Source organism: Bradyrhizobium sp. 63_E2_N1_3, assembly GCF_052076005.1.
GTDB lineage: Bacteria > Pseudomonadota > Alphaproteobacteria > Rhizobiales > Xanthobacteraceae > Bradyrhizobium > Bradyrhizobium barranii.
In genome coordinates this window covers 6,302,640-6,328,954 of the sequence record NZ_CP197235.1, presented here as the reverse complement: position 1 = coordinate 6,328,954, position 26,315 = coordinate 6,302,640, and the positions used below count along the sequence as shown (strand labels likewise).

Below are 26,315 nucleotides of genomic sequence, written 5' to 3'. Positions count from 1 at the left end.
GGTCTGCCGTGCCGGATAAGAATACAGACCAGGGAGGAAGCCAATGTTGAAGACGATCACGCTCGCCGGCGCCGCGATGGCGCTTGCCCTAAGCACCGCGCCATCCTTCGCCAAGGAACTCAAGTCGATCGGCGTCTCGCTGGGTTCGATGGGTAATCCGTTCTTCGTCGCGCTGTCGAAGGGCGCCGAGTTCGAGGCCAGGAAGACCAACCCCAATGTGAAGATCACGACGGTCGGCTTCGAATACGACCTCGGCAAGCAGGTCACCCAGATCGACAATTTCATTGCCGCCGGCGTCGACCTGATCCTGTTGAACCCCGGCGATCCCAAGGCGATCGGGCCGGCGATCAAGAAGGCGCAGGCGGCGGGCATCGTGGTCGTCGCGGTCGACACCGCGGCCGAAGGCGCCGACGCCACCATAACCACGAACAACGTGCAGGCCGGCGAGATCTCATGCCAGTACATCGTCGACAAGCTGGGGGGCAAGGGCGACGTCATCATCGAGAACGGGCCGCAGGTCTCGGCCGTGATCGACCGCGTCGTCGGCTGCAAGAACGTTCTCTCGAAGAATCCCGGGATCAAGGTGTTGTCCAGCGACCAGGACGGCAAAGGCTCGCGTGAAGGCGGTCTCACCATCGCGCAGGGCTATCTGACGCGCTTTTCCAAGATCGACGCCATCTTCGCCATCAACGATCCGCAGGCGATCGGCACCGATCTCGCGGCGCGCCAGCAAAGCCGCAGCGGCATCGTCATCACCGCGGTCGATGGCGCGCCCGACATCGAGGCGGCACTGAAGGATCCGGCGGCGCCGCAGGTCCAGGCTTCCGCTTCGCAGGACCCGTTCTTCATGGCGCGGCGCGCGGTGCAGGTGGGCGTCGGCATTCTCAATGGCCAGAAGCCGGCCTCGACCGTCGAACTCCTGCCCTCGAAGCTCGTGACCCGGGACAACGTCGCCGACTACAAGGGCTGGACCTCGGATCGTTCTCAGTAGGACGCCGCCTCCCGCGGGAGCGGTCGAAACGCGAGATGACGGGCGGCGTTGTGATCCACGCCGTCCGTCGTGCCACGCGCTAACAGGCGGTGTGGGGACTGGTTCGCGGGGACAAGACGAGCGATGGAAATTTGCTTGCGAAGGCCCGGGTCTTGGGTTGAACACGCGATCCGTCGATCACCTCGAGCCGGCCACAGCGGTTCAGCGTGTGCAGCTTTCTGCCGGGCCATGCCGGTCCGGGTCTGAGGGAGTGGCGGACGACCTGCTTGAACGTCGTCGGAGACAGTTCGACCACTTCCGCGAGGCCGAGTGCGGCGCCATATCCGTCGGCGCAATCCTGCACCGGCCGCCACAATTTGCCATCGATGGTGACGAAATTCCCCGCGGGTCGCGTACTTGCGCGATCGATCAGGACCGGGTTGCTGGCATGGGGCAACCAGGGGCCGAGCAGGTGCTCGGCGTGATAGATCGCAAGCGAATCCGAATAGCCGCCGGTTCCGTCTCGCCAGGCTCCGAACAGGTAGTTCAGACCGTTGTGCTGCGTGATGGTCACATCGGCCAGTTCGAGGCCCGAGAGCAGCGTAGCGTGTCGCTCCCATTTGTCCGGAAACCGAATGCATCTGTAGAGCGCGACGTCCCCCTGGAGCGAGCTCTCCGGGATCATCCACAACTCGCCATTGTCCTCGATCAGGAACGGATAGGACAGGTGCCAGGGCTCCTCCAGCACGGGTACGACCTCGCCGACCGGGCCGGCGTCGCCGAACTCGACTGCCGAAATGATGCCTTTTCCAACCCGATGATCGAGATCTTCGAAGTAGACGAATGTTCGTCCCTGCCATGTGATCGGGAAGGGATCGGCGTAGAAATGATTTCCGGGATCGGCGAGGACGTTCCAGCCAGGCCCGGAGAGATCTCCCGTCTGCCAGACACCCGCGCCATCATTGAAGCGCCATCCGACATGCCAATGCGGGGCATAGCAGCAGAGGCGGTAGATCTCCTTGGCGATCGACACGGCGAGGCCGCGCACGACATAGGCCGCCGGCGGCCGGCCGCTGCCGGCTCGGGCCTGGCGTGCCAGCTGAGGCACGATACGCGGCCGTCCCGACAGGATGGCCGCCACCATGGTCAGGGTTCGCGCCATGACCGTTTCGAGCCCACCGCTCAAACCGGCCGCGATCTCTGCGGAGGGATGGCCGCGATCGAGCACCGCACCGTCAACCTCGTTGACGATCTCGATGACGGGCAGGTCGCCGGCGAGAATCGCCGCGAGTGCCGCGTTTTCACCTGCAGTTCCGTTGAACAACGGGCGGAGATACAGCCGGGCCGCACAGTCCGGATCGCGCGCGGCGCTCGTGAAATCGACGATCACATCGGCCGTGCCGGTGCGGGCCTGCGTCTGTTCCGGATCGATCTTCAGCCCGTCGGCGCCGCTGTGCCTGCCTTTACGCAGCACCACGCGCTCGAGCTCGAACAGGGCGTCGAGCCCCGTGGGCCGTGGCTCCGCCGTTGCAGTCAACGCGATTTGAACCGGAACGTCCCGGCCGTCGATCGACAGCGTCTGGCGGTGCATCCACCGCCGCGCATGGTCACGTTCGCAGCGAAACTCGATGATCATGTCGAGCCAACCTATTCCAACGCATCGGCTCAGACGACCCGATTGAGGATTTGAACGTATTCCTCAACCATCGCATCGACCGAATAGCGCAACCTCAGGCCTTTGGCATTCTTTTGCAGTTCGTCGCTCAGTGCTTGGTCGGTCAGAAGTCTGGAGACGGCAGCCGACAGCTTCGCTTGATCTGAAGCATCGACAAAGAGGGCAGTGGGCTTTCCTTCGAAGGACAGCACCTCGCGCAGCACGGGAAGATCGGTGACGACCGAGGGAACGCCGGCGTTGGCGGCCTCGACGGCGGCGAGGCCAAAGGTCTCGGCCTGCGTCGGAAACACGAATATGTCGAGACAGGCGAGAAAATCCGCGATCTGGCGTGGCGCGATTTCGCCGAGCAGATGCAATCGGTCCGAGACGTTCAGCTCGTCCGCAAGCTGCCGCAGTCGCGCTTCGTCGGCACCCTGGCCGGCGAGTGCAAGGTGCCACGACGGTTCATCCGGCAGGAGGCGTATCGCTGCATCGAGCCGCTTGTGCGGATGCAGCCTCGCCGCGCAGCCGAGCAGGACGCGGTCCGGCGGCAGGTTGAATTTCTGTCGTGCGGCGCCCTTCGGCAGGATGAGGGCCTTGTCCTCGAAGCCGTGCGGGACATGCACCATGCGCGACCGGTAGGCCTGCGGGTAGCGCGAATACTCGCGCTCCATATCCTTTGAGTTCAGCGTGATGCGGTCGAAGAAGCCGACGCTGCCCATGACGATGTCGGCCGTGCGGATCGGCCAGCTCATCGACAGCGCGGATGAAACCTGATTGGCGACGACAGGAGCGCGGCTGACGAGGCGCGTCACGCCCGCGCCGATGACGTTGCCGAAATGCTGGAAGGTCAGGACGGCGTCGGGCCGCGTGGCCCTGATATGACCGCCAAGCGTCCACAGCATCCGCAACAGCGCAACCGGATTGCCCGGCCGGCTCGATGCGCAATAGAACGTCTCGGGCGGCTCATCGAACGAATCCGATTTGCGGAAGAAAAACAGGTTGGAGACGCGATGGCCGCGCGCGGAGAGGCCGGCGCCGAGAAGCCTGGAGATCTCCTGCGCGCCCGCGTTTTCGGCCTGGGTCTGTACGAGAAGGACGTGCAGCTTTCGTTCGCTGCCGTTCAGCCGCGCGAGTTCTGTCGCGGTCGTCTCGCCCAATTCCTTGTTCGGCTGGTAGTGGAGCACGGATCCCGACCGCTAAAGAAACGAAATCTTCACCTTCTTAACCCCGTACCTATCATGCAGGCATCGGGCAGACACCGACTAGCAACAAACGGAGTTAATGCGCGAGCCGCCGATTGCCGCGTTCTCGCGGGAATTCTGCCGATTCCCGGATGGTGCGCCGCGAGCGCGTTAACCAACGGGACCTGCACGCGCCGTCGCGGATCAACCAGGCCGATCGTACGGCTGACGCCTATTCGGCGGAGTCGCCGCCGCGAACCGCATAGCGGCCGCGTCGCCACGCCGAGAAGCGCAACAGCACGAGAACCGAAGGATCGACCCCAGTTCGCCGCCGGCACAAGATATTGAGCGCGATGGTCGTGAGCGCCAGCGACACGGTGGCCGCAATCGCCGCGCCAAGCACGCCGAGCCAGGGGATCAGGACGAGGAATCCGACCAGTCTCAATGCGACATTTGCGGCGACGACGGGGACGTAGATGCGTTCATGGCCGGTCAACTGCAGGATCGCCGCCGACGGACCGCCCGCGGCCTGGATGGCCGTTCCGATCGCGAGCACGATCAGCACCGAGTGCTGCTCGGTGAAATGAGGCCCGAACAGGTTGAGGAGATAGGGGCCGCCGATCCAGATCATGGCGAGGCCTGCGACCACGCAAAGTGCGGTCACTTCCGCCATGAGCTGCAGCGTCCGCTCGAATTCCCGGTGATTTTTGCTGAAGTAGAGCGAAGGAAGCCGGCGCGCGCCGAACGAGTACAGCGCGGCGGAAAGCATGGCGAAGATGTTGGCGAGGCGTGACGCCGCGAAGTAGATGCCGGCGGTCGCCGGATCCAGCATCCAGTAGACCAGAATGACGTCGAAATACTGGTTCGCGACTTCAAGGATGGACGCAAGCCAGAAATGCAATGCGCTCGATCGCCAGCGCGTTGCTTCGGAATTCGCTGCTGTGGCGCGCAAATCCGGCAGCGCCCGTACAATCGCAATGATCTGTGCGACGAGGCCCACCGACATCGCAATCGTCATTGCGGCGATCAGCTCGGCGGGATCGAGCTGCCGATGCCCGAACAGCATGGCGAGCAGAAACAGCACGACGAAAACCCGCCAGAAGAACTCGCGGTTGCCTTCGCCCATGATAATGCTGACCAGCGAGCGCGCGATCTGGCTGCCGAGCATCAATCCGGCACTCACGGCGGTGTAGGCCGAGACGGCGAGGATCAGCAGCCACAAATCCCCTCTGAAATGCGCAACCGCCGCAACTGCGGCGATCGCGATCAGCATCGCGACGGCGGAAATCCTGAAGCTGGAGAGCAGGAGGCCCTTGGTGAGGTCGGGCCTGTCGCCGACCTCATACTCGTTCAGGAACCGCACCAGCAATGCTTCCTGACCGACCAGGCCTACGACTGCGGCGATCTGGGCAACCGAAAGCCAGGTCGCAAAGATGCCGAATCCGTCGGGTGTCATCGTTCGCGCGGCCAGCGAGAACAACGCAAACGCGAGCGCGCCGCTGCCAACCTTCAGGAGGATGGTCCCGACGACACCGCGCGTGACGTCACGCCGCAGAAATTGAACAATGGAATCGATCATCGAAGATGCGAAGCGTTCCCCGAAGATGGGCGTTGCAAGGACGGCGAGAGCCTAGCATGCCGGAAAAATGCGAGTGTTAATGCGCGGTCTTCAGGTCCCGCCGTCTGTCGTCGACGAAGGTCGTACGCCGCTGCTTCACTGCGGAACAGCCGCGTCCGTGATGTGCCAGATTGAGCGGGCACCGGCTCGGTCGAAAAGCGGCGCGATGTCGTGCCGGTGCAAGATGCGGGGCGAAGCCGGCCGGCCTGCGGCTGTTCGAGCATTGGAATGGCCTCTCTGGAACGAATTCGGACGCTTTGTCTGACGAGACAGCAGTATTTCGAGGTCGTTCTGAGCAAGGCGCGTGCCGGGACGGATGTGTCCGGCGACCCGTTAACCTCAATCGCCGGAAATGATCGCGTTTGGCTCTGCGATACGACATCAGGCGAGGGAATTGCACATGGAACCACCCTTAACCGTGGAGCCCTAAACCATGACGACGGATAGACCCGTGACCGAGCCGAGCGCTGCAGCTGCGACTGCGGCGATCGTCGCAGACATCGCGATCGTCGGTGGCGGCCTCGCGGGATCGCTCGCCGCGTCCGTGCTTGCGCGGGCGGGGCATCGCGTCGCACTCGTCGACAAGCGCGCGGTGCATCCGGACGAATTCCGGGTCGAGAAGCTCGGTGGCCAGCAGCTCGAGATGTTCCGCAGGCTGGGCTTCCTCCATGCGCTCGAGAACGTCGCCTGCCGGTATGACCGGGTGCTCAATATCCGGGAGGGCAAGGTCGTCGATGTCGGCGTCGGCCAGGCTTACGGGTTTTCCTATGCCGGCCTCGTTGCGATGGCGCGCAGCCAGCTGCCTGATCCGTCCAATCTGATCGTCGACGAAGTCACCGCAATCAGCCCCAGCAATGATGTCCAGCATATCGAGCTTGCGTCCGGACGACGCCTTGAGGCGCGGCTCGTCGTGCTCGCCACAGGCATGGCGGGAGCCCTCGGCTACAAGCTCGGCATCAAGCGGCGCGTGCTGGCCGAGCGCCATTCGGTGTCGTTCGGCTTTTCGATCGCCCGCCGCGATGGCACGCCATTCGATTTCGAGGCGCTGACCTGTTACGGCGAGCGCACCGCTGACGGCATCGACTATCTCAGCCTGTTCCCGGTGCCATCGGGCATGCGGGCCAATCTGTTCATGTTCCGTGACCCGACCGATCCGATCATGCGCGAGCTGCGCCGCCAACCGGAAGCGACCGTCCTGCGGCTGCTGCCGGGACTGCGGCCTTACCTCGGCGACTTCCACGTGACCGACAAGGTGCAGAACTGGGTGATGGATCTGACCGTGGTGGAGGGACACCTTCAGCCCGGAATCGTCCTCATCGGCGATGCGTTCCAGACCAATTGTCCCGCCGCCGGCACGGGCGTCGCCCGCCTCTTGGTGGACGTCGATCGCCTTTGCACGGAGCACGCGCCGCGCTGGCTCGCAAGCGCCGGCATGGGCACGAAGAAGATCTCGCAGTTCTACTCCGATCCCGACAAGCTCGCGGCAGACCAGCGGTCGCTGAAAATGGCGCGCTTCCGTCAGGCCCTGACGTCCCGCAACGATATCGAATGGGATGTGCGGCGGCGGTTGCACTTCCTGCGGCGCAGTCTCACGCATCGTGTCGATCAGATGCATCCGGGCTGGCTCGGACGCGTCCGCGGCGCGCTCCGCGCCTGAGCTCTGCGCCCGCTCGCTTGCGTTTTGGTTAGCGCGTGGGCGTCGGGGTGCGGGCCGGCAGGAGCCTGAAATCCGATAGCCGCTTGGCCGCCAGCTTGAGCCAGGGAGCCTGCCTCAGCGCGAACAGGCTGATGGCGCCCGCGGTGCTGCCGGCCTGCGTGACCATCCACATCGGCGAAGGCTGGCCGCCGAACAATTTCTTGTACGGCTCGTCGCCAATCGTGAAGTCGAGCATCTGATCGCCGCGCTCGATGCAATCCCTCGCCACTTGCTCGAACATCAGAGAGCCCAGGGATTGGCTCTTGTACCCGTCGATATCGAAGGCGCTCATGATGACGAGGAAGCTGCCGCGATGGCGCAGTCCGAGCACGGCGGCGATCACGCCGCCGTCCATCTTCATGGCGTAGAGTCGGACGAACGAGCCGAGACCGCGGGCCGCCACGTCAGAATAGAAGCTGTAATATTCGGGGCGCTGGAGCAGGTCGCCGTCGCCCTGGGCGTGAAAGCGCGGGCCGCGATATTGCTTCATCGCGTCCATCGCCTCGGAGATCGAGGCGCTGTCGTCGCAGCATGAGAAGCTCAATGCTCCCTTCTTCTGGAGCTGGCGATATTTCTTGGCGAGCTCCTTCTGATAGGAGCGATCCAGTGCGCTGGCACGCCATTGCTCGAACGGGGCGACGAGAACGGTCGCGTAGGCGTTCGTCTCCATCGAGACGCGGCGTGGCGCGCCGAGTAAGCTCTCGATCGGAAGCCGTCCGTCGGGCAGCTTGGTCAAGCGGAGCAGATCGAACGGGCGGGCGAGGCGCCTGATCTCTGCGCAGGCCGCTTCATCCTCCAGCAGGCTGGAAAACACCTCGGGACTGCAGACCGGCGCCAGATAGTCGGATACGCGCAGATCGGCGAATTCGATGGTCCGGATCGGGCCGCGGCGGATTCGGAGCAGGGGCAGCACCATCGCCAGCGCCCCCGTCGTACGGCGACGGACCACGACGACCAGCGGCGTCGCGCCTGCATGGGATGCGAGCCTGGCGTAGAGGCTGTCCAGCCAGAGCGGATGCTGAAACGCGGTCGCGGCAGAGCTGTCGAACAGCGCTCCGTATTCCGGAGACAGGAAGTCGAACGTCTGCTCGATGGCGATATCGAATGTATTGCTTGGCTTATTCATGCGTGACCACGGAAACCAGATAACCCGGAGAAGTCGATCGGGCCGGATCCCGCGCTTGTATAGCAGGGTCGTGACGGCCGAGGCACCAGCGGGGTGCGATTTGCATTAACGCATCGAGCAGGGCCGTATCGTTATCAATCCCCGAAGTTTCGAGATTTCGCGGTGTCGGGGCTCGGGAGATCAACCCGCAGTAGTAGATAATTAACCAAGCTTAAGGGAAAGTCACCTCATGGCCATCCTGCAGACCGAGAGAGCCTCCGAGGCACTCACGAGCGCGATCTGGAAGACGCGCAGTGCCGGCGTGGAGAAGATCGCCAGGCTCGTCATCTGCGTCTCGATCACCGTCAATGTCGTCGCGTCGATGGGGACATTCAATACGGCGATACTGCCGGCGGGACTGACTTATCTGCAACAGGCGGTCGCTCTGCTGATGTGGAGCGTCCTGATCTACGCAAGCGCGTTCGTACGCCCGCGCCTGCAGCTGGCGTTCAACCCCGATCTGATCGCGCTCCTCGCATTCTACGCGTTGGCGGTCGTCTCGGTGTTGTGGACCACCCTGAACGCCGCAGCCATCATGAAGAGCGCCGCTCTTGCAATGACGACGTTTGGCGCGTTCTGCATGATCACGCGGATCGATATCGACGATGTCGTGAAGGCGACATCCTCCGGGCTCTTCATATTGGTCGCCGCATCGGCGCTTTGCGCACTCGCCGTGCCCGATATCGGGATAGATCATAGCTGGATGCACAATGGTCAATGGCAGGGCGTCTATGAATCGAAGCAGACGCTCGGCTTTGTCGGTGCGTATCTGATGTTCTTCTCCTGCTACCGGAAGATGACGGGGCAGGGGTGGCTGGCGTTCCTCGTCGCGTTCCTGTTGGCGTCGACCTGCGTCCTCGCGTCGGAATCGCGCGGCGCCGGTGCCGTCGCCCTGGCGGCTTGTGCGCTGCTCGTGACGTCGATGTGGTCGGTCGGCTGCATGAGGCTCTATGCGATCCTGCCGTTCGTCATGTGCGTTATGGCCGGCCTCCTGATCGTCTATTTTTACGCGACGGGATACGACGCCATCCACATTGGCGATGCGACCGTCAATTTCACCGAGCGGACCTTCATCTGGCACTACGCGATAAGCCATTTCGACCATGCGCCGCTGCTCGGCTTCGGAATCAACGGTTTCTGGACGATCCCGTCGATCTACGATTATTTCGAGCAGAACCACGGTTGGGTGCTCGACAACTATCATAGCGGCTATATCGCGATTCTGATGGAAACGGGGTTCCTGGGCTACGTGCTTTTCGCAGCGAGTGTTCTTCTGTTCTCGAACAAGGTTCTCTATTTGATTTCTGCACGATCGATCCACCGGGCGCACTGTGCCCTCATTATCGGGTTTGTCGCCCTCAGCTTTCAGACCAATTTCACCGAGACGACGTTCCTTCGCTCGACCATGTTCACGTCGGTGCTCCTCGTGGCGTTCCTCCTTGCAACGTGCAGGCCGGTGCCGGAGACCGATTTCTAACCCTTACGGAATGGAAGCAGGATGACCGCCCACCGCGCTCGCTGGTCGAGAAGCTTCAATCTTGCCGCAGCGGCTTTCGTCTTCGCATCGCTCTGCTCCGACGCCCATGGCGCCGGGCAGGTCGTGCCTCGCGATGCGGCAAGGTTGGGACGCGGGATCAACATTCTCGGTTACGACGGAATCTGGGAGGGCGGTCAGAACGCGCCGTTCCGTCTGGACAATTTGACGGCGATCAGAAAGGCCGGATTCGCGCACGTCAGGATCAATTTCTTCGGCTTCAAGTTCATGGATCGCGGGAATGTGCTGGATGAGGCCGTGCTGAGAAGGCTTGATGCCGTCATCGAGGAAATCCTCGCCAGGAACCTCGTTCCCATCGTCGACGAGCACGACACGCATGTCTGTCAGCGTGATGTATCCGAATGCGGCGAGAAGCTCAGGGCATTCTGGCGGCAGATCGCGGAGCGCTATGCCGGAAGATATCCCAGGCTCGTCTTCGAGGTCTTGAACGAGCCGGGGGGACAGATGACGTCCGCCAGCTGGAATTCGCTCCTCAACGACTGTATCGGCATCATCCGCCGCACCAACCCCGAGCGGCGGGTCATTGCTGCGGTTCTCAACACGGACGAGATTCCCATCGACGATCTGGCTCTCCCCGCCGACGACAGGAACCTCATCGTCACCTTTCATTATTACGCGCCGATACGCTTCACGCATCAGGGTGCGCCATGGTCCGAGACGTTCGCGCGCATCGGGCCGCTGGATTGGGGCAGTCCGGACGACGAAGCCAAGGCGGCCGCTGATTTCGAGAAGGTCAGCCGGTGGTCGGAGCGAGAGAAGCGCCCGATTTATCTCGGCGAGTTCGGGGTCTACGAACGAGCTCCATCCGAGAGTCTCCAGAGATACCTGTCGTTCGTGGCGCGAAGCGCCGACAGACGTGGCTGGGCATGGGCCTATTGGCAGTTCGACCATGATTTCGCGGCCTTTGACAGCGCCCGTCAGGCCTGGAAGCCCGACATCCTGCGCGCCCTGATCCCGCCGGCCCGTTGAGGCCGCGGTTCACGGCCAGTATCGGCCAGATCACGATCGCCTAGCGGTGACGGCTAACCGCCGTCTCTGGCGCGGCAGAACAGATCGATCCCGCCGACCTGTCCGCCCTTGAGCGCGATCTCGATGTTCGCATGCGCGCGATCCGATGATGCGCGGTTGAGTGGCGCGCCTTCCGCGAGAGGGGCGATCGCGGTCAGCGCATAGATGCCCATCGCCTGCAGCGCATGTCCGGACGTGTCGCCGCCGGCGACCACGGCGCGAGGGAGCCGCGCGGTTTCCAGAATGGAGTCCAGTGCCTGGCCGAGCCCCGCGCCGATGCGCTCGTTCACCCCACTCGCTGTTGCGCCGCTCGCCTCGATGGCCGCGTTGAGCGCACCGATGGCGGGATCGTCGGGCCCACTTGCGGTGATCAGGAGCGCATCGCGCCCCGACGCGAGTGCGGCGAGCGCACGTTCGGCAGCGCGGCCGATCTCCCTGGTCCATTCAACCGCGTCGACGGCGCGGGTCGCATCGAGCCGTTCGATATCGAAGCCATTGTCCGCGGCATGCGCGATCTGCGCGGCGGTGACGGGCGAGCAGGAGCCTGAGACGCAGGCGATGCGCTCGACGCCGGCAAGGCGCAGATCAGGCTTGCTGTCGGCAATCAGGCCCGCCGACCGCCAATAGGCGACCAGGGCCTGCTCGACACCTTGCGAGCCGGCGACAAAGAGCCGTTCGCCGCGATATTCCCAGATCACGCGGCCGGCTTCGATCAGGGATGGCTGATCGAGCACGTCGAGCGAGATGATCTCGGTGCCGGCGGCCCTCGCGCGCATCAGCGCCAGATCCGCGCCGCCATTGGCCATGGTGACGAAGTCGATCAGTCCGATCGATCGCGCCGTCTGTTTTGCAAGATGTCGGCCGAGATCGGACTCGTCCATCGGCGTCACCGGATGACGCGACATGGTCGGGTGCCGGTCGAGACGATGGCCGACGCCATTCACGGCCGCGAACAGATGGCCGAACATCTGATAGCGCCCCATCGCCGGCGATCCCACGAGGAGCGGATGCCAGGCGCCGCCGAGCTGCGGCACGGCGAGATCGATCGCACGCCCGATCGAGCCGATCTGCGGCGAGGAGTCGAAGGTCGAGCACACCTTGTAGTGTGCGATCGGCGCGCCGATACCTGCGAGCACCGCGAAAGCCGGCGGCAGGTTTTGCTCCATCCAGGCCGGATCCTTCGCGCGCGCCGTGCCGGCGATGCCGATGCCGCGGTACTGCCCGATAGAAACGAGACGTTCGGGCGTCGGAGGTTCGAGGAACAGGATTGTCGGCAAGCCTGCGAAGGTGAGGGCCTCCATCGCCGCGGACGAGCCGGTGTAATCGTCGCCGTAGAAGGCAACGAGTGGACCGTCGGGCAGGGTGGATGCGCCGCTCACGGCTGCGGGCTCGCCATCGCGGCGTCCCATGCTGCGCGCAAATCGGCAACGCCGGCGGCCGGTCCAGCGGGATGGGCGAGAATGCCGCCGCCTGCTGCGAAGATCAGATCTGTCGAACCGAGTGCGCGCCAGGTCGGCGCGGCCTGAGCCGGCGTCTGGCCCGAGGAGAACACGGGCATCGCGATGCATGGTTTGTGCGCGAACATCGGCGTCAGCGCCGCCTTTGCGGATGTGACCACGCTGTCATCGGTCTCGCTGAACTTGTTGCCGATGCCGTTGACGTGCATGTGGTCGGCGCCGGCCAGCCGCCAGATCTTGTGCCACGCCGTATAATCCCAGCCGAGCGCGGGATGACGGTTCAGCGCGCCCCAGCCGTTGCGATGCGCATGAACGGGAAGCTGCGTATGGCGGCCGATCTCGACCATGCCGGCGAGCCCGACCGAGTTGATGCTCGCCATCACGCAGGTGCCACCCTCGCTGAGCACCAGATCGTGCCGGCGGCGCATCTGGTCGATCTCGCCGGTCAGGTTGAAGGCGATCATGACCTTCTTGCCGGTTCGATCAGCGTGGTCGTTGACGACGCGCATCACGGCGCGCACGCGCGCGTCGAACGGACAATAGGCGCCGTCCGATTGCAGCTCGTCATCCTTGATGAAGTCGATGCCGGCCTCGCACAGCGTGGCGACGAGAGAGGCCGTCTCGGCCGGACTGAGTCCGATGCTCGGCTTGATGATGGTGCCGATCAGCGGGCGGCCGCTGACACCGGTCAGCTCGCGCGTGCCGGCGACGCCGAACTTCGGTCCGGGATAGGCGGCGGCAAACGCGAGCGGCAGGCGCAGGTCGAGCAGGCGCAGGCCGGTCAGCTGGCGCAACTCCCAGAGATTGCCGGCGATCGCCGTGACCAGATTGGGCAGTGATGCGCCGATATTGTCGAGCGGCCATGACAACGTCACGCGCGCGCGATTCCAGGGGCCATCTGGGTTGATCGGGCGGGCGACCGGGAGCGACGGCGCGGAGATTGCATCAAGCAACTCGATGCTCTCGACGCGGGCGGCCGCACGCGCCTTCAGCTCCGGCGTTTCGCCGGGCACCGCAACGAACGTGCCGCTCGACTGCTCGCCCGCCATGGTTTCCGCGGCAAGACGCGGATCTTCTGGCGTTTCGATCAGATAGTCGGCTTCGATGCGAACGGGATTTTGCGTCACGGGAGCGCAGGTCTAGAGCTTGGTCAGATCGGGGAACGGCCGCACGGGGTCGCGCCCGTCCCAGCCTTTGGCGGCTGCGCGGATGAGATCGAACATCTTGCCCTTGGGTCCCGAGACCTCAGACAGTTCGATCACCGTTCCCGGATGATACTCCGTGTCGAAATAGACGAAACGACCGCGCGCGCCGACTTCGCCGCTCATGACCGGCTTGAAACCCTCGGCTTCGAGACGGGACAGATCGGCGTCGTAGTCTTCGGTCCAATAGGCGACGTGCTGCAGACCCTTATGTCCGGCTTTCAGGAAGTCGGCATACATCGACGGCGCATCGTTGCGGATCTGGATCAGCTCCATCTGCAGCGGACCGGAATTGGCCAGCGCCACCGAATTGTGCGGCTCATAGGCCTTGCCGCGATAGTGGTAGTTCACGATTGGAACCCGCGGATTATAGAACCACGGCCCGATGCCGAGCTCGCGGCTCCAATAATCCATGGCCTTCTCGATGTCGTCAACGACGTAGCCGGCTTGCCGGATCTCACCAAAAAAACGGCTCATTGCATGATTCCCATGATCTTCAGAATTTGAGGAAGCCGATCGACAGCCACGGCACGGCCGCGACGATGGCGAGGCCGATGAAGAGCGCCGCGACATAACCCCAGATGTGCTTGAGGCCTTCGTCCGGCGATATCTTGCTGATCGCGCAGGCGCCGTAATAGCCGACGCCGAACGGCGGCGCGAACAGGCCGATGCCCATCGCGAGGATCACGACCATCGCATAGTGCACTTCGTGCACGCCGGCCTGCTTCGCAATCGGAAACAGCAATGGGCCGAACAGCACGATGGCCGGAATGCCTTCGAGCACGCTGCCGAGCACGACGAAGGCCACAATCGAGATCGCGAGGAAACCGTAGGCGCCGCCGGGGATCGCCGCCATCGCCTTCGCCAGCTGTTGCGAGAAGCCGGATTGCGTCAGTCCCCAGGCCATCGCCGTGGCGCAGCCGATGATGAAGATGATTGCGCCCGTCAGCGAGGCCGTCTCGACCAGCATGGATTTCAGCCGCCGCCAGGGAAACTGGCGGTAGACCACAAGGCCCATCAGCACGGCGTAGGCGATGCCGATGGTCGAGACCTCCGTGGCAGTGGCAACACCTTCGACGACGGCAGTGCGGATCACGAAGGGCAGCAGGATGGCGGGCAGAGCGACCATTGTGAGTTTTGCGATCTCGCGCTTCGAGGCCCGCCGCACATGGCTCAGATCCTCGTTCCGGTAGCGCCGCCACACCACCACGCAGAGCGCGGTGCCCACGACCAGGGCCGGCAGCAGCCCGCCCGTGAACAGCGCCGCGATCGAGACACCGGTCACCGAGCCGATGGTGATCAGCACGATGCTCGGCGGAATGGTTTCGGTCTGCGCGCCGGTGGCCGACAGCAGCGCGACGAGGTCGCCGGGCTTGGCGCCGCGCCGCTGCATCTCCGGCAGCAGCACCGGCGCAATCGCGGCCATGTCGGCGATCTTCGAGCCGGAGATGCCGGAAACCAGATACATGGCCCCGATCAGCACATAGGACAGTCCGCCCCTGACATGTCCGAGCAGGCTTGCCAGAAACTGGATCATGGCCCGCGCCATGCCGGTCATTTCGATCAACGCGCCGAGGAAAATGAAGAGCGGCACCGCGAGCAGGATCAGGTGCGACATGCCCTCATCGAGACGGCCGACCATCACCATCATCGGGACGCTGGTTGTCAGCGCCAGATAACCGAAGGTCGCGAGCGCAAAGGAGAAGGCGATCGGTACGCCGGCGAACACGTTGGCTGCGACCACGCCGACGAAGAAAATGATGAGATTGTAGCGTCCGAGCGGGGCGAGCAGCGGTCCGGCAAGCCAGAATGCGGCAATCAGGACGGCGGCGGTGATGAGGGCCGCGACGATCAACGCGGGGCGGTGATGCGTCGCGAGCCGGATCGCGGCGACGACGGCCATCAGGGTCATCCCGACGGGAATTGCGGCTGCGCGCCAGGCGTTACTGATCTCCAGCGCCGGGGTGACGATGACCTGTTCCTCGCTCGCATAGTCGAAGGCGGGATGCAGGATCAACGCCAGCAGGGCTAGCGGCGCCACCGCAGCGATCGTGTCGAGAAAGGCGCGCGCGCCCGGGCCGACATGGCTGACGAGCCCTGTCATGCGCATGTGCTCGCCCCGGCGCAGCGCGATCACCGCGCCCAGCATCGAGAGCCAGAGAAACAGGATCGAGGCCAGTTCGTCCGACCAGATCAGCGGGCTGTGGAAGGCGTATCGCATGATGACGCCGGCGAGCATGATGCCGATCTCGACCAGCACGACACCGGCCGCGGCGGTCTCGACCACCGCACCGAGCCAGCGGTCGACGGTGCCAAAGGCGCTCGCAAGCTTGCGCGTGCCCGCAGCGGAAGCAGGGTGCGCGGCCGCCGCCAGATAGTCCGTCATCTGATGCTCTGCGATCGTCATCGCGCTCAGGCCAGCTTGCCGACGGCGCCTTCGAGCAGCGCCCAGGCTTCGTCGCCGAAGCGGCCCTTCCATTCGCCGTAGAAGCCGGAGTCGCGCAGTTTTGCGCGGAACGAGTCCGGTGAAGGCGTGGTGAATTTCATCCCATTGCGCTGGAGATCGGCCTGCACGGTCGCATTGAACGTCTTGATGTCCTCGCGCTGCTTCAAGCCGGCATCGTTGATGGCGTTGCTGACGATGGTCCTGAGATCGGCGGGAAGGGCGTTGAAGGCGCGGGCGTTGGCGATGAACCAGAAGCCGTCCCAGATGTGGTTGCTGATCGCGCAGTACTTCTGCACCTCGTAGAGCTTCGCTACCTGGATGATCGGCAGCGGATTTTCCTGCGCGTCGACAATGCGTGTCTGCAGCGACGAATAGACCTCGCTGAATTGCAGGCTGGTCGGCGAGGACGACAGCGCCTTGAACATGGAGATGCCGAGCGGAGACACGGGCACGCGGATCTTGAGGCCGTCCATGTCCTTGGCGCTCTCGATCGGCTTGGCGCCGCTGGTGATCTGGCGGAAGCCGTTGTCCCACATCTTCTCGAAGGTATGGAGGCCGACCTTGGCCATGGCGGCACGGATATGCGCGCCGAGCCCGCCGTCCATCGCTTTCCAGACCTGATCGTAATCGGCAAAGGCAAAGCCGACCGCGTTGATCGCGGCGATCGGCACCAGGGTCGCGACCACGAGCGCGGAGGGCGTGAAGAAGTTCAGCGCGCCGTTGCGCACCTGGGCGAGCATGTCGGTGTCGCCGCCGAGCTGGTTGTTCGGGAAGATGGCGATCTCGACCCGGCCATTGCTCTCCTTGGCGACGCGGTCGGCGGCTTCCTGGGCGCGGATGTTGAGGGGGTGCGTCAGCGGCAGGTTGTTGCCGTATTTCAGCGAGAACTCGGCCGCCCGGGCCGGGCGCGAGAGACCGCCGATCAGGCCCGCGGCGGGGAGGACGGACAGGGCTTGCAGGGCGCGCCGACGGGTCAGGGACATGGGCTTCTCCTCCAACAGCGATTTGATGTTATTTGATGTTTCTGCAACAATATTGATGCGAAAATTGCGACTTTGAGCTAGCATGTCAAACGATAAAGATGATGGTTTTTGAGGTATTCGACGATTGGGCCCCGGAATGAATAAACCAGTGGCTCCTTCGCTGAGCCGCATCGTTGACGTGGCGCGCCGGGCCGGCGTCTCCACGGCGACGGTCGACCGCGTGCTGAATCGTCGGCCCGGTGTGCGGGCGATTACGCAGCAGCGGGTGCTCGCCGCCGCGTCCGAGCTCGACTACATGCCGGCCGAGAACATCCTGGCGGCGATGCGGCCCAAGCCGATGCGGCTGCTGTTCCTGCTGCCGGCCGGCACCAACCGCTTCCTGTCCACGCTCGGGCAGCTGATCGCGCATTCCGACGGCCGGCTCGCGCCCTTCAACGTCCATTGTCAGGTCGACACCATCAAGGGCTTCAATCCCGACCCGCTGGCACGTCAGCTCTGGCGGGCCCGCGACAAGGCCGACGGCATCGCCTTCATGGCGCTCGAGCATCCCGTCGTGAGGGAAGCCGTCGACCGATTAGCGGAGCACGGCGTGCCGACGGTGACGCTGATCTCGGATATCCTGAACGCGCGCCGCGCGGCCTATATCGGACTGGACAATCGCTCGATCGGACGCACTGCCGGCTATCTGATCGCGCGCTTTCTGGGCGAGCGTCCGGCCAAGGTCGCGATGATCGCGGGCAGCCGCAGCTACCGCGCGCACGAAGAACGCGAAATGGGCTTTCTGCACGTCTTCGAAGAACTATTCCCGGCCATCAAGGTCGTGGGCCTGCGCGAAGGCCATGATGACGCCGACCGCAACTATCGCCAGACGCGCATGCTGCTGGGCCAGCATCCGGATCTTGCCGGAATCTACAACATCGGCGGCGCCGCCGATGGTGTCGCTCGCGCCCTGAACGAAATGAACCGGGCGCGTGACGTGGTCTTCATTGGCCATGGTCTGACCTCGGATACGCGTAGCTTTCTGCTCGATGGGACGATGGATGCCGTCATCACTCAAAATCAGCTCAACACGATGATGAGCTGTGTCGGCATCTTCGACAATTTGCGCGCCGGCCGCAGCGCCATGCACGGCATCGAGGCGCCGCGCAGCGAGATCATCTTTCGCGAAAATATTCCGGCGCTTGGGGGCTAGGATCCAGGGAGGCGGCTTGCTGGACCCATGGTCGGCCTGGTCGAGCGCATCCATGGCCTGATTGGCACGATGCAATTTTGCCGGTGTTTTGCCCGACGAGTCAAATGACCGGCGTCTGAAGACATCGGGCTCGTCGAGCACCTCAACGTGCGTTGCAGGAGAGAGGCCTCTCGTTCTGCGCGCGCAAGGCAATTCACCAAGCCTCATCTCGACTTAAGCCGCGCCACCGCGACCAACCGGCCAGGGGCGGTTCTACTGTGCATGGGGTTGTTTTTCAGTTTTTTGTTTGGCGAGGCGTCGGCAGGCGCTCTACAGGCCGGCGGCGACGCCCAGGCGGCCGATGCCGGGGAGCTTGAGCGCCGGCCGCCGGATGTCGATGCCCAGCACCGCGCCGAAGAAATTGATCTCGAACCCTTCGACCCAGCCGACCGTCATGCCGAGGTAACCCGACAGCGAGGCGTAGGCGCCGGTGCGGGAAGGGGTGATGCCGGCCCAGCGTCCGCTGTACGGATAGTCCTTGCCGACCGCGGTGGGTGGAAGGACGGCACGAAGCTCGGGAACGGCGTCCAGCGCCGCCTGCACGAAGGTGTTGGAATTCGGTCCGGGCCAGGCGCTGTAATCGCCGTAGGCGCGGAACTTGTAGGTCTCGACGACGTGGCGGATCTTGGGGATCAGCGCTTCGGCCCGCGCGCCGTCGACCGCCACGACGGTTTCGGGCATGGCGCCGAACCAGCGGCCGTCGGGTGCAAATCCGTTGCTCCGGATCGGGTCGCCCCACGCCGTGTAGTCGTATCGGCTGTAGGTGCTGGCACCTTTCTCCTTGACGACGATCCAGCTGTGGACGGCGAAAATGCTGCGCCACCGCACCGTGCGCGCGGCAAAGACCCGGATCAGCGCGTCCGGATTGGCCGATGCCGGCGGCAACAGGCCGGCGCTCGAGCGATCCGCCGTCTGCCAATTGCCCCGGCCATCGCCGAACAGATAATAGCGTCCGGCCGACAGTCCTATCGGCACGGAGACCAGCAGCAGGAAGAGAATCAAGAGTTTCCTCAAGGGCAGACGGGGGCAGGCGGGACAACACGATTAATATAGTTCGCCCGGCGGGTCGCGCCAGCACGCTTCTGCTCTTGCATTTGGGAGGTGCGCCCCCATGTTCCCGATTATGATGAAACTGTCCCTCATCGAAGACCAAGCCATCCAGGCGCGAATCGCGGGCATCGCGGGCGCCGAGACGTTTGATCGTCTTTTTGCCGGTATCCGATTCGACGAGATCGACGGCAATCTGCTGTTCGCCATTGCCAGGGACGAAGACTGCGCGAGCGAGATCGAGGACGAGTTCTCGCATCACCTCGCCGTGGTCGCGACGCAAATCCTCGGGCAGAGCGTCGACGTGGTCGTGGTGCTGCCGAAGGTCCTGCAATAGGCCTTATTTTGGCGTGCAGGCCGGTCGTCCGGGCTTGCATCCGTGCTTTCCAACGCAATCGTGAAATTGTAATGACGTGCTTGGGCGCTTGGGCCCAGTCCGCGTTGTCGACCGAGCTCTACGGCAGGGCTCGTCGGCGCGCGACTCTATTTCTGAAACAAAGTTGGATACACATTGGCGTCCACCAAAAAAGCCCGGGCCGCGACCGGCGCGAAAAAGACCAAGGCCAAAAGCTCGAAAGGCGAGAGCCCGAAGACCAAGAGCTCGAAGAGCAAGGGTTCAAAGAGCAAGGGTTCGAAGAGCACAGAGAGCAAAGGCTCGAAAGGCAATAGCTCGTCGCGTTCTACGGTCTCGTCCTCATCGCCTCTCGGCATGCTGGCGCTGCATCTGCGCGAGCAATGGGAGAAGTCTGGCCGCGACGGCCTCGTCTTCCTCTGCGACAATGAGAACAGGGCGGAGCGGCTGGGCGGCGTGATCCACGCGCTCGACCCTTCGGTCGAGGTGCTGGTGTTCCCGCGACTGAACAATCTGCCATTCGATGGTCTGGAGCCGTCGCGCGAGATCGCAGGCAGGCGGAGCTCGGTGTTGCGGCGCCTTGCCAAGGCAAGGAAGCCGGTCTTCCTCGTATCGACCGCAGAAGCCATCATGGAGCGGCTGCCGCTGCCGGCGAGCTGGTCAAAGACCAGCCTCAGCCTGAAAGTGGGCGCGGCCTATTCGGAAGCCGAGCTGGAGCGCCGTCTGGAAGCCCTCGGCTACGACCTCGACGAAGAGGCGGAATATCCGGGCGGCGTCCTGTTCCACGGCAAGACGTTCGAGGTGTTTCCCGCGGGCGGACTTGGTCCTTTCAGGATCGAACATTCCGACGGTGTTATCCGTAAGATCGTTGCCGTCGATCCGGTCGAGCATGAGGTCGTCTACGAGACCAGGGAATTGCTGATCGATCCGATGTCCGAACAGATTGCGCTCGGAGGCAAGCGCGGGCAGCGGGCGACGCTGCCGGATTATTGCGCTCGCGCGCGGTGGATCGTGGATGCCGGCGTACCGGGCCACGCCGATATCTGGCTGGGCACCATCGAGGAGGCCGCTGGCCGCAGGGATGCGGAGCGCGAGTATCTCGGACGGGCGGACTGGAAGCGGCTGAAGAAGAGCATCAGCGTGCTTCCGCAAAAATCGGCCTTCACGCCGACGCCCGATTTCTCGAAAGCCTCATCGCCAAGAAAGATCCTCCGCGCATTTATTGACGACATGCAACGCGCCGGGTCGCGGGTGCTGTTCGTCGCGGCCGTCGAGGATGACCTTCGCGCGATGGAGCGGATGAGCGGCATCAAGGCGGAGCGCTGTGCCGATTGGAGCGAGGCGACGGAGGGACGGGAGCGCGAAACGGCGTTCCTGGCCGACTTCGATGCCGGCTTCGTCGGGGCCGGCCGCAAGCCTCTCGTCATCGTCACCGCGTCCGACGTGCTCGGCAGCAGAGCCCATCATCCCCAGCCCATGGCGAGAGCTTGGACGGCCGCGTTCGATCATCCGGACGTCCCGGAGCGCGGCGCGGCGGTGGTCCATTTGCAGCGCGGACTCGCTCTGCTCGACGGCTTGCAGACCCTCGCCATGGGGACGGGATCGCGGCGCGAGATGGTCAGGCTTGCGTTCGCGGGAGACAACGCCGTTCTCGTGCCGCCGGCCGACCTTGCCTTGATCTGGCCGTATGCGGCCGAGCCCGGCAAGCTGGCACGGGACAAGGCGGACGGGAGCACATGGTGGGCGCGGCGGACCGAGGCCGAGGCGGAGATTCAGGTCGCCGCCAAGGCGCTCGCAAAGCACATCAGCCAGCGCCACCGCCGCCGCGCGCCGAAACTGGTCGCGCCCGGGCCGCTCTATGAAAGGTTCGTTGCGCGTTTTCCGTATTTCCCGACCGTCGATCAGGCGAAGGCCATTCAGGACGTGCTCGATGATCTCGCGGCAGGTCATCCCATGGACAGGGTGGTGTGCGGCGACGTCGGATTTGGAAAGACCGAGGTGGCGTTGCGCGCGGCAGCCGCGGTGGCGCTGTCCGGGAAACAGGTGGCGATCGCCGTGCCGACCACGGTCCTGGCGCGGCAGCATGTCGAAACCTTCCGCAAGCGCTTCGGTCCTCTCGGTATCGAAGTCGGAAGCCTGTCGCGGGCGACCTCCGGCCCGGAGACGCGAGGGATCAAAGAGGGCTTGCGAAGCGGCAGGCTGAAAGTCGTTGTCGGCACGCAGGCGCTCTCTGCAAAGGATGTGAAGTTCGCCGATCTTGGCCTCGTCATCATCGACGAAGAGCAGCACTTCGGAGCGGCGGAGAAGGCGAAGCTTTCAGGGCTGGCAAAGAATGCCCATACGCTCTGGATGAGCGCGACGCCCATCCCGCGTACGCTCGCCGCTGGTCTTGCGGGCTTCCGGGATCTCAGCGTGATCGCAACGCCGCCGGTTCACCGGCTTCCGATCGTGACCAAGATCGCTCCGCTTTCGGATGCGGCCATTGCCGGAGCATTGCTACGCGAGCGGCGGCGGCATGGACAGAGTTTTCTGATCTGCCCGCGCATCCAGGATCTGGAGCCGATGCTGGCGCGCGTGCAATCGTTGGCGCCCGACCTCCGCATCGTCTGCCTTCATGGCAAGATGCCCGTCGACGACCTCGACGACCGCATGATGAGTTTCGTCGATGGCGAGGCGGACGTCCTCCTGGCGACCAACATCGTGGAAAGCGGTCTTGATATCCCGCGCGCGAATACCATCGTGGTGTGTTGGCCCGAAAAGTTCGGCCTCGCACAGCTCCATCAGCTCAGGGGGCGGGTGGGACGCGGCGGAACGCGCGCCTTCGCCTATCTGCTGACGGAGTCGACCTCGGAACAGTCCGAGAAGCGCTTGGCCGTCCTCGAGGAGTTCAGCAAGCCCGGCGCCGGCTTTGCCATCAGCGAGCGCGACCTGGACCTCAGGGGCGCCGGCGATCTGTTTTCCGAACAGCAGTCCGGGCACGTGCAGGTGTTCGGGCCGGTGCTCTACAGTCATCTCCTGAAGCTCGCCTCGGAAAGAGTGAACGACTCGGGCGCCTTTCTGTGGGTGCCGGATCTGAATCTGCCTGTCGGCGACATGTTGCCTGAAGGCTATGTGCAATCGGAAGCAATGCGGCTCGAGATCTATGGTCGCGCCGCCAGATGCCGGAGCGACGACGATCTGGAAGACCTGGAGGAGGAGACCTCGCGGCGTTTCGGCAGGCTGCCGCCGGAGGCGCGTGATTTCTTTGCGGCCGCCAGGCTCAGGATCGATTGCAAGCGGCGTGGCATCGTCAGGCTCGATGTCGGGCCCGAGGCCGTCGCCGCGACTTTCCTCCCCGGACGGCTGCGGAAATCCAGAGCGCGATCGCTCCAGCGCGACGGCGATCGCGTCGTCTGCGCCGCCCGCGGGCACGCGGAACCGTTCGGCCGGATCGAGGAATTCCTGGAGCTTCTGGACGAGTGAGGCAGACCTACTGCGGCTCGATTCCGGCTGCCTTGATGATCCGGCCCCATTTGGCGATCTCCGCCTTCAGGAAGGCTTCGAGCGCAGCCGGCGTCGCGCGCTCGGCCTCAACCGGAGCCATGCTGAGCTCGGCAAAGCGGCTGATCAACGCTGGGTCTTTGAGCGCCGTCTGCAGTGCACCGACGAGCTGGTCGATCACGGGCTTGGGCGTGCCGCGCGGCGCGTAGAGGCCATACCAGGTCGTCACATCGAATTCGGGAACGCCGGCCTCGGCCGAGGTCGGTACGCCAGGCAGTGTCGCGACGCGCGTCTTGCTCGTGATCGCGTAGCCCTTGATCGTGTTCGACTGGATATAGGGCGTCGGTCCCGTCGCGGGATCGCAATAGACGTCGATATGGCCGGCGATGACGTCGTTCAGCGCGGGCCCGCCGCCCTTGTAGTAGATTTGCGAGAGTTTCGTATCGGTGGTGCTCATGAACATAAGGCCGCAGAGCTGCGAGGCTGAGCCGAGACCGACATTGCCGAAAGTCATCTTGTCGCCCTCGCTGCGGATGCGCGTGATCATCTCGCCGAGATCCTTGGCCGGGAAATTCGGCCGGGCCACCAGGATCATCGGGACATCAGTGACGAGCCCGATCATAGCGAAGTCGCCGACGGGATCGAACGGCAGTTTTGCGTAAAGCGCGGGCGCAGTGGCCTGGCCGACATGCATCAGGAGCAGCGTGTAGCCGTCAGGCGCGGCCTTGGCGACGCGGTTGGTGCCGAGTGTGCCGCCGGCACCGACGACATTCTCGATGACGATGGACTGCTTCAGCGTCGCGCTCATGGCGTTGCCGAGAATTCGCGCGATGACGTCGCCGGGGCCGCCGGCGGAGAACGGCACGATCATCGTGACCGGGCGGGTGGGGTAGTCGTCTGCGATTGCCGCGCCACAGGGCAAGAGCAGGAGACACAGGATCAGCGATCGTACCAGAGACAACATCGAACACTCCCTGAATTCTTGTTTTTCTAGTCGTCGGAGGACGTCGCCTCCTTGGCGGCGTTTCGTTCAATCATGTCGAGCGCGGCCACCGCAGCCGCATTGATGTGATCGACGCAGCAGCGCTCGGCGAGATCCGGATCGCCGTTCTGGATCGCGCGCCAGATCGCGGTGACCTCGCGCAGGCTCTTGTTGATCCGTTTCGGCTGCGACATCGACGTGATCCGCAACAGTTGGATCCGGTCGTGCAGCGGCTTGAGCATGCGCTCGATGAAGGCGTTGCGGCAGCCGCCGATCAGCGCGGCGTAGAAGTCGGTCTTGGCTTCGAGGCTCCCGACGAGGTCCTGCTTGGCTGCGGCCGCCTTCAGCCGTGCCAGGGCTTCCCCGATCCGTCGAGCCACTTCCGGATCGTGGAGCCTGGCGCATTCGCGGCCGGCGAATCCTTCGAGCACCGCGCGCGCCGCGTACAGCTGCCGGGCTTCTTCGAGGCTGATCGTGGAGACCACGGGGCCGCGGTGCGGGACGATGTTGACGAGGCCGTCGGCTTCGAGGGCACGCAGGGCTTCGCGGATCGAGGGGCGGCTGACGCCCATCATCTCGCAGAGCTCACGCTCGACCAGGCGCTGGCCCGGTTTGAGTGTTCCGGACATGATCGCCTCGCGCAGCTTTTGCGCGACCATCGCCCGGACGGTCGGGACGTCCTCGATGCGGAGTGTCGACTGCAATTCGCTACGTCTTTCCATGTCCGGACCCTGGTTGGGAAAAGTCAGTACCGGTTTACAGGCAGAATCATCATTTCGGCAATTTGAACGTGCGCGGGCTGGTCCAGGGCGAAGACGATCGAACGGGCAATATCGGCAGGCTCGAGCGCCATCCTGAACTGGTCGAAATAGTCCTTTTCCTTCTGCCTGTCGCCACGGTAGCGGGTCAGGATGATGTTGGTCCGGGTCAGGCCTGGCTGGAGCTCGGTGACCCGGATCGCGGTTTCTGCCAGCTCGCCCCGCAGCGTCTCGGTGAACATGTGCACGCCCGCCTTGCTGGTGCTGTAGGCGGCCATATCGGGGACGATCCGGACCGCGTTGATGGAGCTGATGTTGACGACATGGCCGGCGTTGCGCCTGACCATGTCGGGCAGGATCGCGCGGGTGACGCGCATCAGGCCGATCAGATTGGTCTGGATGATGTTGGACCAGTCGTCGGCGGAGCCGGCATCGAACCGCGTCCGCCCGCCGATATCGTGCCCGGCGTTGTTGATGAGGACGTCGACCGGCTTGAACTGCGCGGGAATGGCGTCCGGCAGGCGATCCACGGCCTGCCCATCGCTAACGTCGAGCTGGATCGGAAACACCGCGTTGCCCGCCACGGACGCGAGTTCCTCAAGCGCCTTGGCGTCGCGATCGACCAGCACGACGCGGCGGCCGCTTTCCAGCAAGGCCTTGGTGATGGCGCGTCCCATGCCGCCGGCGGCACCCGTCAGCACGACGCTCTGGCCCGATTGTTCAGTCATCGCAACACTCCCAATGCTTTCATGCAACCGACCAGCCGCCGTCGATCGGCAGGCTGGCGCCGGTGATATCGTTTGCCGCGGGCCCACAGAGAAAGACGACCATGGCGGCGACCGCGTTCATTTCGACGAAGCGCTGCGTTGGCTGGCGCTCACCGAGATATTCCTTGGTCACGTCGTCGACCGGACGGCCGCTGTTCGACGCGATCGTTGCGATCTTGTTCAGGATCGCGGGCGTTGGCAGCGTGCCTGGGCAGAGCGTGTTGCAGGTGATGCCGCTCCGCGCCGTCTCGATCGCCACCGCGCGGGTCATACCGAGGATCGCAGTCTTGGTGGTGACGTAGTCGATGCGATCCTCGACCGCGCGGCTGGAATAGATCGAGCCCATGTTGATGATCCGGCCCCAGCCGCGCTGCTTTATGGCTGGCAGCGCCAGGCGGATCAAATGGAACGGCGCCGACAGGTTGACGGCCAGCGCCTGCTCCCAGCGATCGGGCGGAAACTGCTCGATGGCGGAGAAATGCCTGACCACGGCGTTGTTGACGAGGATGTCGATGGCGCCGCAGCGGTCGAGCAGATCGGCCATCATGGCCTCGATCGCCTCGCGCTGGGCGAGATCGGCGCCGGCCGAGACGACCTCGACGCCGAAGCGGGCGCGGAGGTCATCCGCGGCCTGCTTCGGCGCGACGAGATCATGAAGGACGATATTGGCGCCCGCGCCGGCAAGGCCTTCCGCGACGGCGAGGCCAAGGCCCGCGGTCGCACCGGTCACGAGTGCCCATTTGCCCTTCATCGTCGTCAA

Annotated in this window: 21 protein-coding genes; 7 read left to right on the top strand and 14 right to left on the bottom strand. The window is 64.2% G+C overall.

Annotated elements, in window-relative coordinates; translation table 11 throughout:
* Positions 1-43: 43 nt before the first annotated feature.
* Positions 44-991, top strand: a complete 948-nt coding sequence (locus tag AB7531_RS30345; RefSeq protein ID WP_063984386.1) for an ABC transporter substrate-binding protein — start codon at positions 44-46, stop codon at positions 989-991.
* A gap of 79 nt (positions 992-1,070) precedes the next feature.
* On the opposite strand, the gene AB7531_RS30340 is transcribed toward AB7531_RS30345, so the two are convergent.
* From AB7531_RS30340 to AB7531_RS30330, 3 genes are all read right to left on the bottom strand, one after another.
* Complete coding sequence (locus AB7531_RS30340; RefSeq protein WP_063984385.1) at positions 1,071-2,606, bottom strand: glucosamine inositolphosphorylceramide transferase family protein; 1,536 nt, start codon at positions 2,604-2,606, stop codon at positions 1,071-1,073.
* Positions 2,607-2,635: 29 nt separating this feature from the next.
* Entirely contained in the window at positions 2,636-3,811 is a 1,176-nt protein-coding gene (locus tag AB7531_RS30335; protein ID WP_063984384.1) for a glycosyltransferase family 4 protein, read from the bottom strand.
* A gap of 229 nt (positions 3,812-4,040) precedes the next feature.
* Entirely contained in the window at positions 4,041-5,387 is a 1,347-nt protein-coding gene (locus tag AB7531_RS30330; protein ID WP_063984383.1) for a lipopolysaccharide biosynthesis protein, read from the bottom strand.
* A 472-nt stretch (positions 5,388-5,859) separates the two neighbouring features.
* On the opposite strand from AB7531_RS30330, the gene AB7531_RS30325 reads away from it, so the two are divergent.
* On the top strand, positions 5,860-7,083 hold the full coding sequence (locus AB7531_RS30325; RefSeq protein WP_063984382.1) for an FAD-dependent oxidoreductase: 1,224 nt from the start codon (positions 5,860-5,862) through the stop codon (positions 7,081-7,083).
* Positions 7,084-7,111: 28 nt separating this feature from the next.
* Here AB7531_RS30325 and AB7531_RS30320 read toward each other — a convergent pair whose 3' ends face one another.
* Positions 7,112-8,248 carry a GNAT family N-acetyltransferase gene (locus AB7531_RS30320; protein ID WP_063984381.1) on the bottom strand — a complete coding sequence of 379 codons (1,137 nt, stop codon included), beginning with the start codon at positions 8,246-8,248 and terminating at the stop codon, positions 7,112-7,114.
* Positions 8,249-8,477: 229 nt separating this feature from the next.
* On the opposite strand from AB7531_RS30320, the gene AB7531_RS30315 reads away from it, so the two are divergent.
* Both AB7531_RS30315 and AB7531_RS30310 read left to right on the top strand, forming a co-directional pair.
* Positions 8,478-9,764 carry an O-antigen ligase family protein gene (locus AB7531_RS30315; protein WP_063984380.1) on the top strand — a complete coding sequence of 429 codons (1,287 nt, stop codon included), beginning with the start codon at positions 8,478-8,480 and terminating at the stop codon, positions 9,762-9,764.
* A gap of 21 nt (positions 9,765-9,785) precedes the next feature.
* On the top strand, positions 9,786-10,811 hold the full coding sequence (locus tag AB7531_RS30310) for a glycoside hydrolase family 5 protein (RefSeq protein ID WP_063984379.1): 1,026 nt from the start codon (positions 9,786-9,788) through the stop codon (positions 10,809-10,811).
* Positions 10,812-10,864: 53 nt separating this feature from the next.
* Here the strand turns inward: AB7531_RS30310 and AB7531_RS30305 are convergent, their stop codons facing one another.
* Genes AB7531_RS30305 through AB7531_RS30285 form a run of 5 tightly spaced genes read right to left on the bottom strand, consistent with a single transcriptional unit; the run spans position 10,865 to position 16,938 of the window.
* Entirely contained in the window at positions 10,865-12,229 is a 1,365-nt protein-coding gene (locus AB7531_RS30305) for a four-carbon acid sugar kinase family protein (RefSeq protein ID WP_245328459.1), read from the bottom strand.
* Positions 12,226-13,434, bottom strand: a complete 1,209-nt coding sequence (locus AB7531_RS30300; protein WP_063984377.1) for a ribulose-bisphosphate carboxylase large subunit family protein — start codon at positions 13,432-13,434, stop codon at positions 12,226-12,228. The genes AB7531_RS30305 and AB7531_RS30300 overlap by 4 nt, the downstream gene beginning before the upstream one ends.
* A 12-nt stretch (positions 13,435-13,446) precedes the next feature.
* Entirely contained in the window at positions 13,447-13,986 is a 540-nt protein-coding gene (locus AB7531_RS30295) for a VOC family protein (protein WP_014496479.1), read from the bottom strand.
* A 19-nt stretch (positions 13,987-14,005) separates the two neighbouring features.
* Entirely contained in the window at positions 14,006-15,916 is a 1,911-nt protein-coding gene (locus AB7531_RS30290) for a TRAP transporter large permease (RefSeq protein WP_187387761.1), read from the bottom strand.
* A gap of 5 nt (positions 15,917-15,921) precedes the next feature.
* A complete protein-coding gene (locus AB7531_RS30285; RefSeq protein ID WP_063986530.1) occupies positions 15,922-16,938 on the bottom strand; it encodes a TRAP transporter substrate-binding protein in 1,017 nt (338 codons plus the stop codon).
* Positions 16,939-17,074: 136 nt separating this feature from the next.
* Between AB7531_RS30285 and AB7531_RS30280 the strand changes: the two genes are divergently transcribed.
* Positions 17,075-18,130, top strand: coding sequence for a LacI family DNA-binding transcriptional regulator (locus AB7531_RS30280; protein WP_063984376.1), 1,056 nt, complete (start codon positions 17,075-17,077; stop codon positions 18,128-18,130).
* A gap of 309 nt (positions 18,131-18,439) precedes the next feature.
* On the opposite strand, the gene AB7531_RS30275 is transcribed toward AB7531_RS30280, so the two are convergent.
* Positions 18,440-19,171: a DUF3750 domain-containing protein gene (locus AB7531_RS30275; RefSeq protein WP_063984375.1), complete on the bottom strand. Its 732-nt coding sequence runs from the start codon at positions 19,169-19,171 to the stop codon at positions 18,440-18,442.
* A 121-nt stretch (positions 19,172-19,292) separates the two neighbouring features.
* Here AB7531_RS30275 and AB7531_RS30270 point away from each other — a divergent pair, with 121 nt between their 5' ends.
* Together AB7531_RS30270 and AB7531_RS30265 are read left to right on the top strand one after the other, a co-directional pair.
* Positions 19,293-19,553, top strand: a complete 261-nt coding sequence (locus AB7531_RS30270) for a hypothetical protein (RefSeq protein WP_063986529.1) — start codon at positions 19,293-19,295, stop codon at positions 19,551-19,553.
* Between the two features lie 372 nt (positions 19,554-19,925).
* The gene (locus AB7531_RS30265) at positions 19,926-23,030 is read left to right on the top strand and encodes a DEAD/DEAH box helicase (protein ID WP_063984373.1); all 3,105 of its coding nucleotides are present in this window, start codon (positions 19,926-19,928) and stop codon (positions 23,028-23,030) included.
* A gap of 7 nt (positions 23,031-23,037) precedes the next feature.
* On the opposite strand, the gene AB7531_RS30260 is transcribed toward AB7531_RS30265, so the two are convergent.
* The 4 genes from AB7531_RS30260 to AB7531_RS30245 are packed head-to-tail and all read right to left on the bottom strand — an operon-like array spanning position 23,038 to position 26,306.
* On the bottom strand, positions 23,038-24,012 hold the full coding sequence (locus tag AB7531_RS30260; protein WP_063984372.1) for a tripartite tricarboxylate transporter substrate-binding protein: 975 nt from the start codon (positions 24,010-24,012) through the stop codon (positions 23,038-23,040).
* Positions 24,013-24,038: 26 nt separating this feature from the next.
* On the bottom strand, positions 24,039-24,752 hold the full coding sequence (locus tag AB7531_RS30255; protein WP_063984371.1) for a GntR family transcriptional regulator: 714 nt from the start codon (positions 24,750-24,752) through the stop codon (positions 24,039-24,041).
* A gap of 23 nt (positions 24,753-24,775) precedes the next feature.
* The gene (locus AB7531_RS30250) at positions 24,776-25,516 is read right to left on the bottom strand and encodes an SDR family oxidoreductase (RefSeq protein ID WP_231144499.1); all 741 of its coding nucleotides are present in this window, start codon (positions 25,514-25,516) and stop codon (positions 24,776-24,778) included.
* 19 nt (positions 25,517-25,535) lie between these two features.
* Complete coding sequence (locus AB7531_RS30245) at positions 25,536-26,306, bottom strand: SDR family oxidoreductase (protein WP_063984370.1); 771 nt, start codon at positions 26,304-26,306, stop codon at positions 25,536-25,538.
* Positions 26,307-26,315 lie beyond the last annotated feature (9 nt).

Coding starts and splice junctions, on each gene's coding strand:
- AB7531_RS30345 (WP_063984386.1), top strand. CDS start 44: ATGTTGAAGACGATCACGCTCGCCGGCGCCGCGATGGCGCTTGCCCTA.
- AB7531_RS30340 (WP_063984385.1), bottom strand. CDS start 2,606: ATGATCATCGAGTTTCGCTGCGAACGTGACCATGCGCGGCGGTGGATG.
- AB7531_RS30330 (WP_063984383.1), bottom strand. CDS start 5,387: ATGATCGATTCCATTGTTCAATTTCTGCGGCGTGACGTCACGCGCGGT.
- AB7531_RS30325 (WP_063984382.1), top strand. CDS start 5,860: ATGACGACGGATAGACCCGTGACCGAGCCGAGCGCTGCAGCTGCGACT.
- AB7531_RS30320 (WP_063984381.1), bottom strand. CDS start 8,248: ATGAATAAGCCAAGCAATACATTCGATATCGCCATCGAGCAGACGTTC.
- AB7531_RS30315 (WP_063984380.1), top strand. CDS start 8,478: ATGGCCATCCTGCAGACCGAGAGAGCCTCCGAGGCACTCACGAGCGCG.
- AB7531_RS30310 (WP_063984379.1), top strand. CDS start 9,786: ATGACCGCCCACCGCGCTCGCTGGTCGAGAAGCTTCAATCTTGCCGCA.
- AB7531_RS30295 (WP_014496479.1), bottom strand. CDS start 13,986: ATGAGCCGTTTTTTTGGTGAGATCCGGCAAGCCGGCTACGTCGTTGAC.
- AB7531_RS30290 (WP_187387761.1), bottom strand. CDS start 15,916: ATGACGATCGCAGAGCATCAGATGACGGACTATCTGGCGGCGGCCGCG.
- AB7531_RS30285 (WP_063986530.1), bottom strand. CDS start 16,938: ATGTCCCTGACCCGTCGGCGCGCCCTGCAAGCCCTGTCCGTCCTCCCC.
- AB7531_RS30280 (WP_063984376.1), top strand. CDS start 17,075: ATGAATAAACCAGTGGCTCCTTCGCTGAGCCGCATCGTTGACGTGGCG.
- AB7531_RS30270 (WP_063986529.1), top strand. CDS start 19,293: ATGATGAAACTGTCCCTCATCGAAGACCAAGCCATCCAGGCGCGAATC.
- AB7531_RS30265 (WP_063984373.1), top strand. CDS start 19,926: ATGCTGGCGCTGCATCTGCGCGAGCAATGGGAGAAGTCTGGCCGCGAC.
- AB7531_RS30260 (WP_063984372.1), bottom strand. CDS start 24,012: ATGTTGTCTCTGGTACGATCGCTGATCCTGTGTCTCCTGCTCTTGCCC.
- AB7531_RS30255 (WP_063984371.1), bottom strand. CDS start 24,752: ATGGAAAGACGTAGCGAATTGCAGTCGACACTCCGCATCGAGGACGTC.
- AB7531_RS30250 (WP_231144499.1), bottom strand. CDS start 25,516: ATGACTGAACAATCGGGCCAGAGCGTCGTGCTGACGGGTGCCGCCGGC.
- AB7531_RS30245 (WP_063984370.1), bottom strand. CDS start 26,306: ATGAAGGGCAAATGGGCACTCGTGACCGGTGCGACCGCGGGCCTTGGC.